The sequence below is a fragment of the Chryseobacterium sp. AG363 genome (assembly GCF_003610675.1).
GTDB classification, from domain to species: domain Bacteria; phylum Bacteroidota; class Bacteroidia; order Flavobacteriales; family Weeksellaceae; genus Chryseobacterium; species Chryseobacterium cucumeris.
Genome location: NZ_RAQF01000003.1, coordinates 220,554 through 240,318, shown reverse-complemented (window position 1 = coordinate 240,318; position 19,765 = coordinate 220,554). Strand labels below are relative to the sequence as shown.

The 19,765-nt window shown below is 37.2% G+C and carries 19 protein-coding genes; 11 read left to right on the top strand and 8 right to left on the bottom strand.

From position 1 onward, the window contains the following. Positions 1 to 62: 62 nt before the first annotated feature. Positions 63 to 1,010, bottom strand: coding sequence for an NADP-dependent oxidoreductase (locus DEU39_RS14060; protein ID WP_120232388.1), 948 nt, complete (start codon positions 1,008 to 1,010; stop codon positions 63 to 65). A gap of 120 nt (positions 1,011 to 1,130) precedes the next feature. Between DEU39_RS14060 and DEU39_RS14055 the strand changes: the two genes are divergently transcribed. From DEU39_RS14055 to DEU39_RS14025, 7 genes are all read left to right on the top strand, one after another. Further along, positions 1,131 to 1,478: a winged helix-turn-helix transcriptional regulator gene (locus tag DEU39_RS14055; protein WP_120232387.1), complete on the top strand. Its 348-nt coding sequence runs from the start codon at positions 1,131 to 1,133 to the stop codon at positions 1,476 to 1,478. A gap of 218 nt (positions 1,479 to 1,696) precedes the next feature. Further along, on the top strand, positions 1,697 to 2,242 hold the full coding sequence (locus DEU39_RS14050; RefSeq protein WP_120232386.1) for a hypothetical protein: 546 nt from the start codon (positions 1,697 to 1,699) through the stop codon (positions 2,240 to 2,242). Between the two features lie 13 nt (positions 2,243 to 2,255). After that, positions 2,256 to 2,900, top strand: coding sequence for a hypothetical protein (locus DEU39_RS14045; protein ID WP_110009059.1), 645 nt, complete (start codon positions 2,256 to 2,258; stop codon positions 2,898 to 2,900). A 13-nt stretch (positions 2,901 to 2,913) separates the two neighbouring features. Beyond that, complete coding sequence (locus DEU39_RS14040) at positions 2,914 to 3,684, top strand: sensor histidine kinase (protein WP_120232385.1); 771 nt, start codon at positions 2,914 to 2,916, stop codon at positions 3,682 to 3,684. Next, positions 3,681 to 4,325: a response regulator transcription factor gene (locus tag DEU39_RS14035; protein WP_120232384.1), complete on the top strand. Its 645-nt coding sequence runs from the start codon at positions 3,681 to 3,683 to the stop codon at positions 4,323 to 4,325. The genes DEU39_RS14040 and DEU39_RS14035 overlap by 4 nt, the downstream gene beginning before the upstream one ends. 262 nt (positions 4,326 to 4,587) lie before the next feature. After that, positions 4,588 to 5,433, top strand: coding sequence for a caspase domain-containing protein (locus tag DEU39_RS14030; protein WP_120232383.1), 846 nt, complete (start codon positions 4,588 to 4,590; stop codon positions 5,431 to 5,433). Between the two features lie 72 nt (positions 5,434 to 5,505). Then, positions 5,506 to 6,516 (top strand): trypsin-like serine peptidase, encoded by a 1,011-nt coding sequence (locus DEU39_RS14025; protein ID WP_120232382.1) that lies wholly within the window; start codon positions 5,506 to 5,508, stop codon positions 6,514 to 6,516. Positions 6,517 to 6,606: 90 nt separating this feature from the next. Here DEU39_RS14025 and DEU39_RS14020 read toward each other — a convergent pair whose 3' ends face one another. From DEU39_RS14020 to DEU39_RS24720, 5 genes are all read right to left on the bottom strand, one after another. Continuing rightward, positions 6,607 to 7,137 (bottom strand): hypothetical protein, encoded by a 531-nt coding sequence (locus DEU39_RS14020; RefSeq protein ID WP_120232381.1) that lies wholly within the window; start codon positions 7,135 to 7,137, stop codon positions 6,607 to 6,609. Continuing rightward, on the bottom strand, positions 7,137 to 9,527 hold the full coding sequence (locus DEU39_RS14015; RefSeq protein WP_120232380.1) for a hypothetical protein: 2,391 nt from the start codon (positions 9,525 to 9,527) through the stop codon (positions 7,137 to 7,139). The genes DEU39_RS14020 and DEU39_RS14015 overlap by 1 nt, the downstream gene beginning before the upstream one ends. 85 nt (positions 9,528 to 9,612) lie before the next feature. Then, a complete protein-coding gene (locus tag DEU39_RS14010; protein WP_120232379.1) occupies positions 9,613 to 10,119 on the bottom strand; it encodes a hypothetical protein in 507 nt (168 codons plus the stop codon). Positions 10,120 to 10,241: 122 nt separating this feature from the next. Next, entirely contained in the window at positions 10,242 to 11,819 is a 1,578-nt protein-coding gene (locus tag DEU39_RS14005) for a hypothetical protein (protein WP_120232378.1), read from the bottom strand. 29 nt (positions 11,820 to 11,848) lie between these two features. Continuing rightward, entirely contained in the window at positions 11,849 to 15,490 is a 3,642-nt protein-coding gene (locus tag DEU39_RS24720; RefSeq protein WP_228436785.1) for a hypothetical protein, read from the bottom strand. Positions 15,491 to 15,778: 288 nt separating this feature from the next. Here DEU39_RS24720 and DEU39_RS13995 point away from each other — a divergent pair, with 288 nt between their 5' ends. Genes DEU39_RS13995 through DEU39_RS13980 form a run of 4 tightly spaced genes read left to right on the top strand, consistent with a single transcriptional unit; the run spans position 15,779 to position 17,683 of the window. Then, the gene (locus DEU39_RS13995; protein WP_120232377.1) at positions 15,779 to 16,288 is read left to right on the top strand and encodes a hypothetical protein; all 510 of its coding nucleotides are present in this window, start codon (positions 15,779 to 15,781) and stop codon (positions 16,286 to 16,288) included. Next, positions 16,285 to 16,632, top strand: coding sequence for a tRNA-binding protein (locus DEU39_RS13990; RefSeq protein ID WP_120232376.1), 348 nt, complete (start codon positions 16,285 to 16,287; stop codon positions 16,630 to 16,632). Before DEU39_RS13995 ends, DEU39_RS13990 begins: the two co-directional genes overlap by 4 nt. A 19-nt stretch (positions 16,633 to 16,651) precedes the next feature. Further along, positions 16,652 to 17,353: a 3'-5' exonuclease gene (locus DEU39_RS13985; RefSeq protein ID WP_120232375.1), complete on the top strand. Its 702-nt coding sequence runs from the start codon at positions 16,652 to 16,654 to the stop codon at positions 17,351 to 17,353. A gap of 3 nt (positions 17,354 to 17,356) precedes the next feature. Beyond that, positions 17,357 to 17,683: an SUF system Fe-S cluster assembly protein gene (locus tag DEU39_RS13980; RefSeq protein ID WP_047422116.1), complete on the top strand. Its 327-nt coding sequence runs from the start codon at positions 17,357 to 17,359 to the stop codon at positions 17,681 to 17,683. A 51-nt stretch (positions 17,684 to 17,734) separates the two neighbouring features. Here the strand turns inward: DEU39_RS13980 and DEU39_RS13975 are convergent, their stop codons facing one another. Together DEU39_RS13975 and DEU39_RS13970 are read right to left on the bottom strand one after the other, a co-directional pair. Further along, positions 17,735 to 18,571 (bottom strand): sulfurtransferase, encoded by an 837-nt coding sequence (locus DEU39_RS13975; RefSeq protein ID WP_120232374.1) that lies wholly within the window; start codon positions 18,569 to 18,571, stop codon positions 17,735 to 17,737. A 175-nt stretch (positions 18,572 to 18,746) separates the two neighbouring features. Further along, positions 18,747 to 19,595: a hydroxymethylglutaryl-CoA lyase gene (locus DEU39_RS13970; RefSeq protein WP_120232373.1), complete on the bottom strand. Its 849-nt coding sequence runs from the start codon at positions 19,593 to 19,595 to the stop codon at positions 18,747 to 18,749. Between the last annotated feature and the right edge of the window lie 170 nt (positions 19,596 to 19,765).

Sequence of the window (19,765 nt, the reverse complement as noted above, 5' to 3'; positions counted from 1 at the left end):
TAAATTTTACACTTAATCTTGTTTAACAGGACCGGGAATAGATTTCCGGTCCTGTTTTTATTTCAGAGGTTTACTATTACTTTTCCTGCAACGCGGCTGGTCTCAACCTCCAGGTGTGCCAGTGCTATGTCTTCAAACGGGAAAGTTTTATAAACAAATGGTTTCAATGCTTCCTGCTTCAATAAGCCCGCAATTGCTTCTGCAGTTTCTTTTTTAGACTGTACCATCATAAACTCAATATTCACCTTTTTCTGCCTGGCTCTCAATGCAATATCCTCAGGAATCTCAGGCGTCGGAAGTGTTATAATAATACCATTCTCTTTTACAATATCTACCGAATCCGACAAAGCTTTTCCCTGAAGGGTATCAATGATGATATCTGCATCCTGCACCTTTTCATAAAAGTTTTCTGTTGTATAATCAATATGTTCATCAGCCCCAAGCGACAAAACAAATTCTTTATTTTTACCGGATGATATGCCGATAACATACGCTCCGAAATGCTTCGCAATCTGAACTGCAAAATGACCGACACCACCTGAAGCGGCATGGACCAGAACCTTGCTTCCTTTTTTAATTCCGGCAACATCCACCAAGGCCTGATATGCCGTTGAAGCAGCCATTGAGGCCGCGGCAGCCTGCTGATGGGTAATGTTTTGAGGCTTTAATGCCAGATGAGCCGCCGGAGCAGCCACATATTCTGCATAGGCATTTCCTTTTCCAAAAAAATTGACCATTCCGAAGACTTCATCTCCAGGTTTAAAATCAGTTACACTTTTCCCGGTTTCCACGACTTCTCCCGAGATATCCCATCCTAAAATAACGGGTCTCTTTTCTTCAAAAATCCAGTTCAGAACTCCTTCATATGCTCTGGACTTTACATCTACAGGATTAATGCTTACCGATACTACTTTTACCAATACTTCATCATTTCCTATGACAGGCTTATCTATTTCCGTAAATTGAAGATTTTCAACGCCTCCTGCTTCGTTTACAATAACAGCTTTCATTTTTTTTGATTTTAATTATCGGACAAATGTAGTCTCATCATATCTTTGCAGCAAGTATGTACTTTTTGGTAATCTACATACTAAAAACATACTAATACTGATTATCAAACCATTGAAAAAATGTTAAAAATAAAAAAAATTACCAATGAGCCATCCTGTCCTGTTGACTATGCCTTTAAACGGATTGGAGGAAAGTACAAAGGCCGTATTTTATGGTATCTCCATCTGAAGACAGTTATGCGGTATGGCGAACTTCGTAAAACCCTTTCTGATATTACCCCTAAAATGCTTACCCAGACTGTCCGGGAGCTGGAAGATGATGGGCTTATCCATAGGGAAGTGTATCACGAAGTTCCTCCTAAGGTAGAATATTCTTTAACGGAAAACGGCGCCGAGCTCATTCCTTTTATTGATTATCTGCGGCTTTGGGGTGAAAAGCAGATTGAAAAAGAGAGAATAAAAAGGTAAATAGTTTCCTTCCAAACCATGAACGTTCATCATGGTTTTAATTTTGTTACTGAAGGAATACCATTGGATATTTTTAATTAAAAAAACAAACCTCGTAATTCCTATTCAACTGAATATCAAAAAGTCGTAAATTTAGTAAAGGATAAAAACAGTGTTTTCACCCTTTTTTATAGTTGTGCCGTTCGCTAATTTTGTTCCATAAAATTAAAACCATAAAAATGAAAACTTCCTTTTTTACTAAGATTTTAAGTCCCTTATGTGCAGCTCTTATTCTGGCATTTTGTCTGCTTAGCTGCACCGAACCTCCTAAAGAACCCGTAAGCAACAGTTATAAAAAGAAACTGATCAGCTACCGTGAAGGGCAAGTTCTTTTTGATGAATACACCAGAACCAATCATGAAATTCTCATGAAGTACAGAAACGGTGAACCCGATTCGAGATGGTACTGGTTTTCGCTTGAAGATATGGAAGGCTATATTAAATATGTAAAAGAAAATGCCAGAAAACAAAAATTAAAAAATCCGGGAATCAGGATCTACATGGGAAAATATCCAATGAATCATCCTAAAAACAGAATGGCAAAACCTGAATATGCAGGTTACCAAACTATATTTTTAGTACCTACTGCCCAAAAAAGAGAAAGAGAGAAGGTTATGGCCAGATCAGCCACCACCGAAGAAAACACAGACGTTACTTCAATAGAATCTATGAATATGACCAATCTGGCCCCGCCACCAAAAACGTTATCGGAAACAATGCCTTAAAAAACACAGCATTATGAACTGGAATATTGAAACAGGGAAACAGATATCGATGACCATTTCCATTGTAGTGATGATTCTAATGGTCATAAAATACAGAAAAACCGGAAAGGAGAATTTATTTTTTATCATAGGATATCTGTTGTTTTCCCTGATTGATATTTCCTGTTATTTCTATTTCAAGCTGACCAATCTGCCTACGGACATCTTCTATGTAATTGGTTTTTTAATGATTGTATTTTTTCTGTACTTACTGTATTATTACCAATTATTATATGTTCCGCTGCTCAAAAAGATACAGACCATCATCCTGGTTCTTTTTGTCCTCAATATTGTTGTGATGTTTTATACGGAAGATGATCTGCTTCATCATTTTTCTTTTAATATGCTCTATGCAGATATTCTTCTGTTGTTGTTTTCAATTATTTTGTTCCTGTATCAAACCTTTAATTCTGACAAAATATTAGAAATTAAAAACTATTTACCCTTCTGGATATCAGTATCTCTAATGATATTTTTTATCGGAAGCATTCCGATACTTTTTTTCAGAACTACTGTTTCAGAGACTATTTATTTCTTTATTTTATTTATGCTGAATCTGATCAGTAATGGCATACTCATATTGGGTTTAATCTGGAACAAACAGGAAAGAACAAGATAAATGCTTTGCAGATATGGAAGAGAATAATCTGGTTATCATCTTTACAATTACTTTATTCATCGTTGTTTTGACAATGGTCTTCATCTATGCGGTTTTTATCAGGAAAAAAACAACCCTGCTGATTGAGCAGAAGGAAAAAGATCTTCGGTTTGAAAAGGAACTGGCGACTTCACAGGTAGAAATGAAAGAACAGACTCTCAATTATATCGGGCAGGAATTGCATGATGATCTGGGGCAGAAATTATCTGTGGTCCGCTTACGTCAAAACCAGCTGATTACCAAACTCCGGAATTCAGAAAAAGAAGACCTCATCGAGCTCAATGAATTATTGGGAGAATGTATACAGGATATAAGAAATCTTTCTAAGACATTAATCACTGAACAGATCATTCATTTCGGACTGGCAGAATCCATTGAAAGAGAAGTTAAGAGAATTAAAAAACTGAAATTATTAAAAATAGAATTCATCACACAAAAGCAGGATATTGATATTTCGCCTAAACACGGACTTATCCTTTTCAGAATTATCCAGGAAAGTATCAATAATATTCTGAAACATTCCAAAGCCAAAAATGTTTCCATACACATGGAGGATGACTGTGAAAAATTACATATCAGTATCTCGGACAACGGAAGAGGCTTTGATATCAATAGTAATCAGGACGGCTCAGGATTAAAAAACATGGAACTGAGAGCCAAATTGATTCACGCAGAACTGTCTATACATTCAGAACTGAATAAAGGAACACAAACTTTGATAACCTATCATAAAAATTTATTATGAAAACTATTCCCATAGCGATCGTTGATGATCATACCTTAATCTCCAAAGCACTGGAGAATATGATCACAGAAAACACTCAATATCGGGTCATTATGAATCATCCCAACGGAGAAGAATTTATTGCAGACGTGGAAAAAGCTTCTGAATTACCCGCTGTAGTCCTGATGGATGTCAATATGCCTTATAAAAATGGTATAGAAACTACAGAATGGCTTACAGAGCATTATCCTGATATTAAAGTCATTGCCCTTACCATGGATGATGATGAAAGAATATTGATTAAAATGCTGAAAGCAGGCGCTAAAGGCTATCTGCTGAAAGACATGCAGCCTTCTATCCTTTTCCAGGCTATTGAAACGGTATTTGAGAAAGGCAGCTTTTATACTGATTTTGTAGCCCAAAAGTTATTGAAAGTAAAAACAGAGGAAGCGAAAAATGCCTCCCTGCTTTCTGAGCTGAGAGACCGGGAGAAAGAATTTATCAAATGGGCCTGCAGCGAACTTACTTATAAGGAGATTGCTGACAAAATGTGCCTCAGTCCTAAAACCATTGATGGCTACAGAGATTCGGTTTTTGTGAAACTGGATATAAAAAACAGAGCGGGTCTGGTACTTTTTGCTTTGAAGCATGATTTGTGCTGACTTAATTTTTAATCCTATTTATTCCCTGAAAAAATAAACATCTTTACATTCTTTTTATGTATCCGGCAGCTTTTCAAGCTGCCGGATTTTTATTTCATAACTCACTCATATACAAACAAAAGGTGTTTTTCCTTTTTCAAAATACGGTTTTCTCCTCTGTTTTTGCTCTTCTGAAAGATGGAATTTTGTCATAGAAAAAAGCACAAAAAGGCAGCACCCGAAAAGCCGGAACAGAGTAGGGAATATTTTTAAAACTAATACAATGAAAAAAGCACTTATCGTAGGAATTAATGATTATGCACCCATCGGATACGGAGGTCCGGATCTTAACGGCTGTGTAAATGACGCGAGAGATATGGCCAATACATTGGTGATCTGTGGTTTTAGTCCGGCAAAGATTAAAATCCTGACCAATCAGAATGCTACAAGAGCGAATATATTGAACTATCTGAAATCCATGATCAGCACGAGTGTAAAAGGAGATTCTCTTGTTTTTTATTATTCAGGGCACGGAACCAGAGTGGCTAATATAGGATCAGATCTGGAACTGGATGGTTTGGACGAGGCTATTTGTCCGCATGATTATGCCAATAACGGTGTCATTCGTGATGATGATTTTAAAACCGTTCTCAGCAAGCTAAAAGCCGGAGTGAATATGGAAGTCATTTTCGACTGCTGCTACTCCGGAACGGGAACCCGAAAAATGGATCTGGGGCTGGAAGCTGATCTTCTCAACGAAACAGCACGCTATATCCCTCCAATGCTTGAGGATGAATTTTATCTCACTTATGCCAGTGAAATGGAAACCTCTAAAAATTCAAAAAAATCAACCGTTCTCACTAAAGCACTTGTACCTGTTACCGGAATGAATCATACGTTATGGGCTGCAGCAAAAGACAATCAGGTATCCATGGAAGGAAATATCAGCGGACAGATACGAGGCTATTTTACGTATCATTTCTGTAAAATATTACGTGCTACCAACGGTAATATTGTAAGAAAAACTCTTGATAAACAGGTTGCCATTGCCTTAGCGGCTATGGGAGCTGCTCAGATCAACCAGACAGAAAGCATCACTGCAGAGTTTTCACAAAAAATATTCACTTAACTAATAACCATTACCGGCGGAATCCGAAAAGCCATCAAAAGAGTAGGAATATACCAGATTAAAATAATAATCATGTCAAAAACCGAAAACAACAACCCAATGACCGCTGAAGAAGTGTCAAGACTTAGAGCTATCAAAGCAAAATCAACTGAAAAACCAGAAGTAATTGAAAAATTATTTAAGCTGGCTCCGGCTATGGAAACCATTAACGGAAGAACTTTTCCTAAAGGGATGAAAACAATAGGAATGCCTATGGATGAAAAAACAGCAGAAAACCGGGCACTGGAAACTGATCATTTCTACCCTACTCATGCTGATTTTGAGTACAATCCAAAGCTTGAACCGAAAAGAGACCGTAAACCTAAATTTATCGACAGGGATTCTTTCCTGACTCCTGAAAATGCAAGAACCATTTTTGGAGTCGATCAGAGAAAAGTATACAATTCTACAGCCTATCCGTGGAGATGTGTCGGCAGAGTAGAAAGTTCTCTGGGTTCAGGAAGCGGTGTAATGATCGGACCAAGACACCTTCTTACCTGCTCTCATATCGTTGACTGGCAGCCTAATAATACAACAGGATGGCTGAAATTCACCCCGATGTATTACAACGGAAGCGCTCCTTACGGAACTGCCTGGGGTACTTTAACGTATTACAAGTATAAAGTTGCAGGACCTTCTATTGATTCTACAGAGATACAATATGATTATGTGGTAATTGTATTGGACAGACCTATCGGAAACAGCACAGGCTGGTTAGGCTCAAAATCCTATTCCGATTCATGGGATGGAGGAGCTTACTGGACTCACGCAGGATATCCGGGAGACCTTACCGGAACGCAAAGACCTACCTACCAAACAGGTATCGCACTGGATGGAGATTTCTGGAGTGCTGATGACAACGAAAGCATGAGTCATAAAGCAGATATATGGCCTGGACAAAGCGGAGGCCCTTTCTGGGGATATTGGGATGGCTCTCCGTATGCTGTAGCAACTCAAAGCGCGCATAATCCAAGCGATAATTTTGCAAGTGGCGGCTCGGATTTAGTGAATCTGGTCATCAGAGCGAGAAATGAACATCCTTAATTTATTTTTTTAGTTTAATAACCCCGGCCGCCTTTGAAGGCGGCCGGGGTTTATTTCGGTTTAAAATGTTTCTAAAACTATTCCAAGTCATTATAAATTTGGCTTTGGACTTGGCTTTGCCCCTTGATTTATTAATCGTGTTTTCATATCTCGGAAATATTTTATGTCTCCAAAAGTTCCATCTGAAAATTCTTCCTTATAATCTCCATTTCTTAATGTATCATGTAGAAACATTGGAAATACTTTATCCAAGTTTTGTTTATTTTTAGAAGAAACTCCCGGATCATTTTTATACAAACTAATACTATCTATACCTATCCAGTTATATAAAAAACGAATGTCTTCAAAATAGGGTCCGTCATCAATATATAATCGGTAGTTTGTAGGACGGTCAACTTTTCGAATAATATACATCCAATCATCCAGATTAAAATCTTTCCATAATTCAGGAATAATAACAAAAAGGCTTCTTATATTTTTATACCTAAAATCCTCAGAATTAAGCAGCTTAATTATTAAATCTTTAGAATTATAAGCTAATAATTCATTTTTTAAAGGCTTATAAGAATCCCAACCACTTTGTTTTATTCCATGATGCAGTTTTTGTATAATTTGTTCCATTATTTTATATTTTGTATGTAGATTATTTTATCTTTTCCGAACCGCACTACTTCTCCTCTGCTATTTATCCCTAAAGGAGTGATTTCATTACGAGCCCTTTTTATAGGTATATTGAGACCCTTTAATATTTCTCCTAATCTTTCTGCTTCTTCTGCTGTTGGTCGATAGTGGCCGGACATATTATCAAATTCTACTATCCTGCCATTTTTAAAACGAATACCTCCAGCAGCTAAAACATCATCCCGATTCCCTAGTAAATGATGTTTCTCTCCTATTTTTAATTCACCGGATTTTGTAATTACAAAATCAAATTCGTCTGAAGGAAAAATATTATCATTTAGCTGTCTAAAAACTCCCTGAGAATCCATTTTATACCCGATAATAAACCCCTCTTTTGGTAATTCTTCTATTGGATATTTATTTACGATTTTCGGAATTCTTTCACAAAAAGCAATTATCCTATATTCTTCTAATATCTTTCCAACCTTCTCAGCATCATAACTGACTTTTCTTATATCCTGCAAAACTTTCTGATATGCTTTGTCATAACGGCTTCCCTGAGCAATAATCTCTCCTTTATACACTAAAGCAAATTTTCTGTTACTGCTTATTGAGCCGATGGCATCAGGATTAACACCTCCCTTTTTTCCAATACTCTCCATAATGGCAGCAGCATCAAGCTCCATAAAGAATGCTCCATTCTGTATCAATGCATCACATTCCGATGTTTTTGAAATGAAACCTGCGCTTGGGATTACCCATTCTGTTGGATTAAACATACGGAGATCTTTCCTTTGATAAACTCCGCTGTTCAAATCCAAAAATACGGAAATTGCACTTGCACGCAACCCCTGCCTCACATTTTCTGCAACATTCACATATGCTTTCAATAAGCTTAAGCAACTTCTGTAAAAAGCGACAGTAAGCTGTGCTAAACCAACAGCAAGCTGTGGTACTGCTACAGCAGATCCCAATACGTTATAAATAAGATCCCATTGCCGCAGAAACTCATCTCCTCCGGGAAGCTTGGCAATTTCTGCCCGGAATGCCTGTATGGTAAGATCCGGTAATGCCAAACTAAGATCTGCTGCCGCTGCTAATAAGAGATACGGGTTTCCGGATAATGCTAATGTTCCGATTCCAAAAACGACTCCTACCATATCGGCCACAATCCGGATCGTTTCATTAATATCTTCCCATTTTTCTGCATCAGCCAGCGCTTTTACATAAATAGCCGGAACCATCATGACAGTACCCCGCTGTTCCCCTTCTTCATTGGTTTCTGATATATGCTGCTCAATGAAATAAACCATATCGAGAGGATAAAACTCTGCTCCTTCATCCAGATCTTCTGTTACCTGTTCTGTTGCATTAGGATCCCCTTCTTTGGGTACAATGAAAACTCTCTTTGTTACTTCTTTCTGCTGCTGAAGAAAAAAAGTTTTTTCATCTGATTTTCCAAAACCCAATAGATCTCCCGCCAGCCCGAAAACTTCAGTATTGACTTTATACTCATTTCCTATCCTGAAAGTAGGAGCTCCTGCTTTTGGACGGTTATCAGAAAACAGGCAATACTCCATAAGAATAGTAGCAAAAATGATACGGTTGGATTTCATTTCTCCATTAAACTCACTTACCCCATCCAGGTTGAAATAAATCCTGTTGCAGAGTTCAGGACTTTTTTTGAACTTGTCCACTAAAAAAAAACGATCGGAAAATGCTTTTAAGACATTGACTAAAGCAGAACTTCCATCCTTCCATCCGCTGAAAATCCCAGTATCATCTAGTTTTGTCAAGGCAAGAAGATGCCCAAATAACGTTTCATTTTCAAGAGCCATTCCCCGAAGAACAAACTCAGGAGTATTGGTATAAAGGAATTTAAGCTCCTCTGCACTCTTTGCTTTAAGAAAACTTGATTTAAAGATTTCTGTGAAGTAGTTTTTGTACTTGGAATAATTTTCAAAATCATCAAATCCTACATGCATGACCAATCTCCTGAATTCCTCATAAGAAAAGGTTTCCAGTACAATTGCTTTTTTTCTCCTAAGCTCTTCCCGGTCGGCATCTCTGTGAAAGAAGTAAATAAGCTGGCAGGAAATCTGCTTTTGAGCAGCATTAATTATAAATTTGATTTCACACTCTGTTTGAACCAGATTCACAAGCTCTTTATTCTTATTGAGATATGTTTTTAAGTATATGAAGTTATCTTTATCATCCTTTATGTATTTCTCTTCAGCAATTCCATCATAATCATTGATATTGTAGTCCAAAATAAAATGCTGATTGAATTGATTACTGTATTTTAATTTATTACATAACAGCTGTTTTCTTATATAATCGTCAGTACGCCATTCTTTACTGATGATTTCTTTAAGTTCAAGTGTTTCCATAATTTTTTCTTTTTTGAAAAAGGCAGGGCTTTAGGACCCTGCCAATTGAATGGTTACTAAATTCATTTCAAGAACCTGTTGGTAGTTAAGACAGTTTATTAAGCTCATTGCTTTTCAACTCAACAAATTCCTGTAAATAGCTTTTCAGAAGATCCAGAAAACCTACTTTATTGTTCTTCACAAGCCAAAGCATGTAATGGTGAGTATTCACTTTAACAATAGATGTTTTAGGATTTCCTTCTTCATCCAGAACAGGGTTCTGCGTTTCTTCATCTACTACAGGAACAAGTATTCTGTTAAAAATTTCGTCTCTCAGACTTGACCATTCCTCTTCCCCAATCAGCCATTCCGGAGTCGGAAGGTTGGAAGGTTCAATTTCATTGGTTTCTTTATTCCTTAAAACCTGCTGATAAAAAAGATAGGTTCTTGGAAGTTCTGTATCTACCACCATTTTATTGATTCGGATAAATCTGTTAAAGGATGGAAGCATAGGATGTTCAGATATCTGGATTTCACCCAGGTTGAGATCTGTTGTATTGATTTCGTTTAAAAGCTGCTGTACCTGTTCTGGTAGTAATAATTTTTCTTTCATTATTTTAAAATTTTGTTGGTTAAATATCAGTGTCTATCAATTCATAGACACTGCTTGATGAAAAGGCAGAATTTTCAGGCTCTGCCTTTTTATAGTAAGTTTATCTTAAAGTTTGAAACTTGTTACAATTTGTACAGTTCAACGATATTGGCACTTACGCCTGTATTTCCGCCTGTATTCATGTTATACATTCCGAAGGCAACCGGGCCTGTATACCCTGTTTTGGTATAGGTAACCGTTTTGTTATTGAAGTTGACAATGACTGTCCAGCTTCCTCCACGTCTTATAAATGTTGCACTAAGAGCATAGGTAGGCTCTGCAGTAGTTACTGTCTCTGCAGAATTGTCAGGGAATATTTTACACATAGGATACCAGTAGGACTGAACCAGCCTGATATTCGCAACCGTTTGATTTAAGAGATCTACTCCATTGGCGGCATTTACTAATCCTATAAAATGGGTCATCGTTCCAAAGCCGTTTGGTCCACTTATCGTTGCTGTTTTACCTGTAATTTCAACATTCATGTAAAAATCTTCATCTGCACCAATCAATTGATTGGTCTTTCTGGCTGCGATGAAACTTGAATCATCGGCAGGAGTCTTTACATTACTGTCAGAACTGTAACTTACGGCTGCTCCTGCCTGTGTAATGGCGGATGATACAGCATTATTGTATATTTTCTGTTCCCAAACAATATTATTGAGAGGAACACGCTGGATCTGGCTTGCCACACGGATGGTAAAACTTGTTAAGTACCATGCTACCCCATTCCACAGTCTTATTTTATATTCTCCTGCCGGAATATTTTTGAAATTGTAGTAGAAGGTCAGATCAATTCCATTAGTATACAACTGAACCTGTGAACCAGGGATGATGGCAACAACAGTAGCAGTATCCGCAGAAATACTATCCTGGGTACATAGCTCCACTTTAAAACTTGTGGAAGGAAGATTTAAGTTGGCTCCTTTCAGATTAATCCAAAATGGTTTATCTGTTTTGTCCACAATGGGGGGAGATATGACTGCAACACTCATTGTTCCTGTGCTCCATCCTCCGTTCATTTTAGTTTTCCATGCGGCTCTCTCAGCTTCTGTCATTTGATTGGGTATTTCCAACAGTAGATTTTTACTGTCTACAATAGCGTTTAAGCCATCGGTATTTTGAACTACAACTTTTTGAAAATTAACGGTGTCAGAATTCTTATTGGGCAGCCCGGATAACACATAAGGGTTTCCTAAGGTATTGATCGAAAATGAGGCGTTAAGAGTATGGCTTCTTGCTGCACTGTTGGAAAGGTTTGCATTCATCATGTTCTTCCCCAGATCACCTGCAGGAAGTTTGGCAACATTTCCGTTATCATTCATTCCTATGATTTTAGGATAATCCTGCGCATTTCCATCTGTCACAGGAATTTCCAGTTTCTTAGCTAATTTCTCTTTTGTCTTGATATTATACTGAGCCTGACTTGCGATTCCTTCTGCTAAAAGATCCGCATTTGAAATACTGACATGACTATCAGCTAATTCCAGAGGAATTGTTCCATCAACAACGGCATGGGTTTTTAAATCACCGTTTTCATCAACGGCATAATCTGTATAAGACAGGGAACCTGGAGCTGCTACCTGATAAATAGCATTTGTTTCTCTTTCTCCAATGGGAGGCAATTCACTGACACGTATAATTTTTCCTATAATTGGCATTTTTTTAATTTTTAAGGTTAATAATTATGTTATTTCCAGTCTCCTGAAATAACTTTCTGGCCTTCAAGCGACTCTAATCCAAGAAGATTGTCATTGGGGTCGAAATTGAATCTATCCTTAGTAATTACTTCGGAAGGAACTTCAAAGTCATCTGGATTTTCTTCCGTAAATGGCAGGGCGTGAGCCACTTTTAATCCTATACTTTCAGCTTGAAGAATATTTAAAGTAGTAGGAAGTCTGGTAATCCATGCTTTTCCATGTTTTTTGCCTTTTGGCTGCTTCATTTCATCTACAATTGATAGATAAAGGTCATCTCCGATGACAGGAACTTCACCTCCATTCCAGATTTTTCCTGTTGCCAGATAAAATTGTACAGCACCTTCAAAACCAGGACGCACCGTGACCACCACTCTGGCCATTCCACTTTGTAAAAATGCCGTGAAAACGGGATCCGTATTCTCTGCTTTATACAAATCTGACCAGTTGTGTTTATTTCCCCAATAATATGGGTACAGATAATAGGATAGATTTTCCCATTCAAATGCCTGCTCCATGAATTTTACAAAAGCGGAGTATTTGTCAAGATCCTTAGAAAGCTTCGTTTCATAATCAGTAAATGAACTTCCCTGAGTTAACCCTGATAAACCGTAACCATGAATAGCATTCGGGGCTCTGTCTGCCATATAGGAAATACAATTTTTTCTAAGAACCGTATTTTCAATCTGTCTGTAAAAGTTAGGATTTGAGCCTTTAATCGCAGAAGCTTTGTTTTCTTCTTGAGAAACCGCATTATTATATTCAATCAGAGCCACTTCATATGCATCAATAATAGCCTTAAAAGTTTCCTGTTGCCATTCCCTTTTGGCTTCCTGTGTCAATTGACAGGTTGCAACCAGTGAACCAGTAACTCCTTTCATATCCCATGAAATAAAAGAAATTGTAATTTTATCTTTTATCGAATCCAGAGGCATATCTACTGCTGTTCCGACTTCTTTACCACAAACATATACAGTATGTCTAGAATTCATTCCCAATCCATCATTCATAGCACCTGCACCAGCTCTTAAAGAGCCTTTTACATAAATGGCTTCATAATTTTCAGGAATTTTAAAGTCATTATTATGATATACACCGGTCCATCTTCCTACTCCATATTCATTATCAACTCCAAGGTTTTTCTCAGAAAATGCATTTGAAATATAAATAACAGGCTTTAATCTTTTGTCTGCAGTAATATTATATTTTCCTGCCCAATACTTAAAAATCACATCATTTTCCAATGCTGTATGATCCTTCATCGGCATTACATCAGAAGTTCTTGGATCCTCAGGTTTTACAAACTTGCTCTTTGCAATCCCCAACAAATGCAGTTTTGCTGGTTCAGGAATCATAAACTCAAACATCATACGTTTTCCATAATCATAGATCTGATTCTTCATCAATTTATCTACCCATCTGTAAACGCCTACTACGTGTTTATCTCCTTTTTTATTATCAAAGCCATGAGTGTTATTTTCTTCAAATTCTTCAATAATTTTCTCGATTCTTTCTTCGTGAACTTTTGTGACAATCCTGTCCATAGCTCTTGCGGTAATATCCTGGGCCTGAGTAACGGCTTGTCTGGTACTTTCATCTCTGGAACTATGGCTGGCATTACCTAATCCTAAACTCGTATTGATATTTGCATTTACTGTTTTGTAACTTGCATTTATCCCAAACTGAGTATTGCTGTCTGATGCTTCCTGCATCATTTTAGCGATCTCATTCTGCATTTCAAAACGGGTAGCTGTTGTCGTATCGGTAAGCTGCTCTCTTTCAGTATCAGAAGAAGTAGTAGTAGTATTTTCACTTCTTCTTAATTTTCTGGTTGATTTCTCACGATACTCTCTGGCCATAATATTTTCAATATGGGCGACTTCGCCTTCAACATAGGCATGTGTGGTCTGCTCCACTTTCAAATAGTCTGCAATACCAATTTGTTTAAATCCGAATCCTGACGGAATAAAATTATTTTCATCTTCAGTATCTACAGGTTCTCCTTCATCCACCTCTAGCAAAAATTTATCAGAAAGGCATGCTCTTGCCTGCAGTTTACTGGCATAGATATTGGCAAGCTTTCCATTCGTGAACATAATTTTAGCACTTAAAGAAGCATCCTGTATGGTATTAAAGTCTAATCCAGGCATACAAAGATCATTGAGGAAAATAATATTTCCTGATCTGGACTTTACATAATAATCACTATTGATGTTTGCTGAACCGTTGCCTGGAGTAAGATTGTAAGAGATATTACTTACCTCCCAAGATGAATCCGGAACGGTAAGTGCGATATCAAAAGTAAATCCCTTATGAACATATTTTGGACAAATCTGATAGGTAAAAGGAACCGCCACTGTTCTTGCTACCGGAATAAGAACTCCTCCTATACTAGTATATCTTTCATGCTCCGTATTAGTATTTTCCACAATAATATTGTTGGATTTTTCAACAGCTTCTTTTACTAATATATCAATCTCGGAAAAGGTATTTCTACCCTCTAACAAAATATTAAGATCTGTAGAGTTTAATGATGCTGAGCGTTCTTCTCCTGCATCTTTCTGAAAATCATACCCAAGTACATCCAAAAAAGTATCTAAATTTTCCGGCTTTATGGCTCTTAATAGAGAATCTGCCTCTATTTCCTGTCTAAATTGAAAATTAAGTTTAGGTAATTGCGGCTTGGGAATTTCCGGAATTTGCTGGCAAGGATCTGCCGGATCATATTTAATATCCTGATTTCGTACCTGGCAGTATCTATCCTTATTTGCGATTACATCTTTATTATATTGTTCAATAAGCGGGGCTATTTCTTTCTGGTGAATTTCTTCTGCTGCCGCATATTCTTTTTGATATTCTGCTTTATATAATCTTTCAATACTGGAAAGGTTTTTCTTTAAAGCCTCATATCTTTCCAATTTGATCTTTGCAGCAGAGATAAGCTGTTGCTGTTGCATTTCCTGTGTTGGAAAAGTTTCTTTAGGGCCTTCAGAAACCATTCTTGAAGAAGGTTGCAAGTTAGAAAGAGCCTTGTCATCCATCATCAGTTCTTTAGGCAAAACAACTCTTGCCCCAAGTGCTGTCTTCATTTCCTCTTTGTCTGAAACAGAAAGAATGTGATGAGCCAGAAGCACCTGCATGATAACTTCCTTAACGTAAAAATCTTTCTGAGTTACCACCTGATAAATCAGATTATTCCATAAACTGATCAGAGGAGGGGTTGCGGGAGTAGCCTGTGGATCTGTCAAAACGGCTCTTTTAGCAATTACCTCTTCATAAGTACATATAGTCTTATTTTTTGCTAACCAGGTTCCAAATACATAGTAAGCCTTATAGGTTCTTTTGAAACCCTCTAAACTATTCGCACTGTTTGGGTCTGTTGAAATACGTTCCGGATTATTTGCATAATTAGCGGCACATGTTTTCAGTAATTTTTGTTTAGCTCCGGTTCCGTTAACAACAGGGACATAAAAGGCGTTATCATTTTTCAGATCCTGAGGAATAACAATGAATCTTTTATCTTTCTTGGTATCATCAGATAGTTCAGGGCTTCTCAGGCTTACAAATCTGAAAAGTGTTTGTGATGGTGTATTTTCTACAGGAACATCTGTAGTACTATTTTCCATATCGTTCATTTTGTGTAATTTTGTATTGATTTATAAAGGTTAAGATTTTGAAGCTCTTTTTAGTAGAATGTCTTCAGGTTTTAGCCTTATTTTTTTAGGTGGTTTCCGGCAAAAGATGTCCACCTGGAATTTTTAAGTCTAGTTTCATTTTCTGTGTTTTTTCTTGAAGCAAAGATCACCCCCAGAAGCGACAGAACTTGACGTAAAAAAAAAATTTATTTTTCTACTCTAAACCTTTGGAGCAAAAACTATTGGTATTCTCAATATTTTAATACATTTGTTTAAAACATACTTCAGATGAATTTCGAGCAGATCAACTTACACCTTGAGGCCTACAAAGAACACAACCAGATTCTGGATGCAGCAAAATACCTGATCCATTCTTTTAATCTGGAACATGAGAACTTTGCGGGATTTGGTTTCAGGGAAGAGCTATCTCCTACTTCGATGCTTCTTACGGCAGAAGGGGAGCTGGGAGGACCACAAACCGTAATGATCCCACGAAATTTATTTGATTTTGACCTGAACCTTGTTCTGAATATGGTTGCCCACGAAATGCTTCATGTAAGACAAAAAGCACCCGGACAAGTTATTGAAGACAAAAATGAAAGGGAATTTCAGGCGTATTATGAAATGCTTTTTCACAAGGTTTTCCCACAGATCCCGGAAGTTTCGGATTTTCATAAAAAATTCTTTGGAGGAAAAGCATTGGAATACTACAAAAGAATGGGTGAAGGCTCAGTATTGCAGCAAAAGTATGCAGAACAGAAAACAGAAGTAGAACATTTAATTAACGAAATACCATGACAGTAAAACCAGAGATCACCTGGGCGGATTTTGAAAAAATAGACATCAGATGTGGAACCATACTTTCAGTAAATGATTTTGAAAAAGCAAGAAACCCATCTTACCAACTGGAGATTGATTTCGGAGATTTAGGAATCAGAAAGTCATCCGCACAGATTACGTCCCTTTATACAAAAGATGAATTGATAGGAAAACAGATTTTAGCAGTAGTAAATTTTCCTAAAAAGCAAATCGCCAATTTCTTCAGTGAATGTCTTGTGTTAGGATTATATGGAGAGGACAAAAAAGATGTTACACTTTTGGCTCCTTCATTGCCAACAAAAAATGGAATGCAGGTAGGATAGATACCCAAGAAAAACACATATGATACAGAACATACCCTTAGAAAGAGTTTTATTCCTTGACATTGAGACTGTTCCACAGGCAGGATCATGGGACGAATTATCTGAAACCGAGCAATATCTTTGGGATAAAAAAACCAAATTTCAGAGAAAAGACGATATCTCCGCAGAAGAATTTTATGACAGAGCCGGTATTATGGCCGAATTTGGAAAAATCATCTGCATCACCATCGGAATGGTCGAAAAGAATGAAACGTTAAAAATAAAAAGCTTTTCCGGACATGATGAAAAGAAAATGCTTAAGGAATTTGGAGAAATCTTCAACAGTCCAAGGCTTTACAATGTGATTCTCTGTGCACATAACGGAAAAGAATTTGATTTTCCTTGGATTGCCAGAAGATATCTAATCAATGGAATACAGCCACCGGCACCGTTCCAGATGTTTGGAAAAAAACCATGGGAGGTTCCCCACATAGATACAATGGAGCTTTGGAAGTTCGGAGATTATAAGAGTTTTGTATCGCTGGAACTACTGGCGCATGTCTTTGGTATTCCTACTCCGAAAGATGATATTGACGGCTCAATGGTTTCATCAATTTACTACATAGAAAAAGACTTGCAGAGAATTGTTGACTATTGTGAAAAAGATGTCTTAACTTTGGCAAATATTTTCCGGCGCATGCGTCAGGAAGATTTGTTGAAAAGGAATATCAATCTAGATTAAAAAATGAAATTTACAGACGATCAAATTGCTGACATTGGTGAGGAAATCATTGGTGTATTAAAAACCGTATATGACCCTGAAATTCCGGTAGATATTTACGAATTAGGGCTGATTTACGATGTCCAGATCTCCGATGATGCTGACGTAAAAATTATCATGACACTTACTACTCCCAACTGTCCTGTTGCAGAAACACTTCCTCAGGAAGTAAAAGATAAAGTGGCTGAAGTAGAGCATGTAAACAGTGTAGATTTAGAGCTTACTTTCGAACCGAGCTGGAATAAGGATATGATGAGCGAAGAGGCGAAGTTTGAGCTGGGAATGCTTTAATTACTCTTAATAATATAAAACCCCGAAGAAGTATTTTCGGGGTTTTTATTTTTAAATATCTTTTGCTATTTCTCTTCCTTCTCTCCTGCTCCACTCACTCCATGAACCTACATACAGAGCTGGGATGGGAAATCCTGCAAAGTCCAGAGCTAAAATTGTATGGCAGGCAGTAACTCCAGAACCACAATGAATGATCAGATGTTCAGGCTTATTTTGTAATAACTTACTGTATTTTTCTTTTAAGATTTCCGGACTCAGAAAATTTCCGCTTTCATCAAGGTTTTCAGAAAAAGGAATATTAATCGCTCCCGGAATATGACCGGCGACCAAATCAATAGGCTCAGATTCTCCTTTATAACGATAAGCATCTCTTACATCAATAACTGTAGAAGAATCGTTTGTTAATTCATTTTCAACCACTTCCAGACTCGAAACCGGAAGACTCCAGTGATTTTTTTTAATTAAAGCTGCTTTATCAAATTTCTCATCCCCGGAAGAAAATTCTAATCCTGCTTTTTCCGCTGCCTGCATTCCGCCATCAAGAACCTGAACTTTTTCCAACCCGAAAGATCTCAGCATCCACCATGCTCTTGCTGCTGCATTGGAAGCACTTTTGTCGTCATAGACAACAATATGGGCCTCTTCTGATATCCCAAGATCAGAAAGCGTTTCAGCAAACTTTTCTACCGACGGAAGCGGATGTCTGCCTCCGAAAGCTGCATTTTCTCCTATTTCAGCCAGATCTTTATCCAGATCAATGAATCTTGCTCCGCGAATATGTTTTTCAAGATAATTTTGCTTTACATCTTTTCCGGTTCTAGCATCAAGAATAATAAGATTTTCAGCAGGGATATTTTTGAGTTCAGATGACGAAATTATTGGAGTCATTTTGTTGATTTTTGGGTTAATTTAATTATGTTTTGGCTAAAGCCATATGTATTTTAATATAGTAAAGCGGGCTAAAGCCCGCTCCTATTGATAGTTTTCTCACAGATTCTGCTGATTAAGCAGATCTTCTTTTCTATCTGTGGGATCTGCAGAATCTGCGAGAAATTTATTCTTCTTAAAAATGAAAAATATCCTTCGCATTGTTATAAGAACTTTCAAAGTTCAGAAGGTTCAGTTTATGTTCAGCTTTTTCCACACTCATAAAATTGATCACCTGTTCTGTAGGCATATTTCCCACAAGATCATCTTTAGCCATTGGACATCCTCCGATTCCTTTGATGGCACTATCAAATCTTCGGCAGCCTTGATCGTAAGCCGCTTTTAATTTTGAATAAGAATCTTCATAACGGTTATGAAAGTGTCCCCCGAAATTAATTTCAGGATATTTTGAAGGTATTTTTTCAAACAAAAGAGCAATCGTTTCAGGAGTTGCCACTCCGGTAGTATCTGATAATAAAATATCTTTTACTCCGATGTCCGAAAACTTTTGTGCCCATTGGTCAACATCCTCCCACTTCCACATTTCGCCATATGGATTTCCAAAAGCCATCGAGAAATAGATATTAAGCTGTTTCCCTTCACTTTTTACCAGCTCAAGCATTTTAATGATTTCATCGAAAGCTTCTTCCTGACTTTTATTCGTATTTCTGTGCTGAAAAGTTTCAGAAATAGAGAACGGAAAGCCCAGAATATCTACTGACTCGTGTTTTAATGCTTTTTCGGCTCCTCTGTAATTACCAATAATAGCAGAAACTTTGGTCTTGGAACGTGATTTGTCGATATTTTTTGCCACCTCATCAGAGTCAGCCATCTGCGGAATCGCTTTAGGAGAAACAAAACTCAGGCAGTCCAATACATCAAAGCCAACATCCATCAAGGAGTTGATATAATCTATTTTTTTATCGGTAGGGATAAATTCTCCCCATCCCTGCATTGCATCTCTAGGACATTCGGTAAGAAACATTTTTACTTTTTGATTTTCTCAAATATAATAAAACTAAACTACTTGGTACACTATATATACAAAGCTAACACTATTTTGATTTTCAAAGATTTATATCTGATTCATAATTTCAATAATTGATATTAAATCGCAAATAACGTATTCTCAGCATCAAATTTGCTAACTTTGTT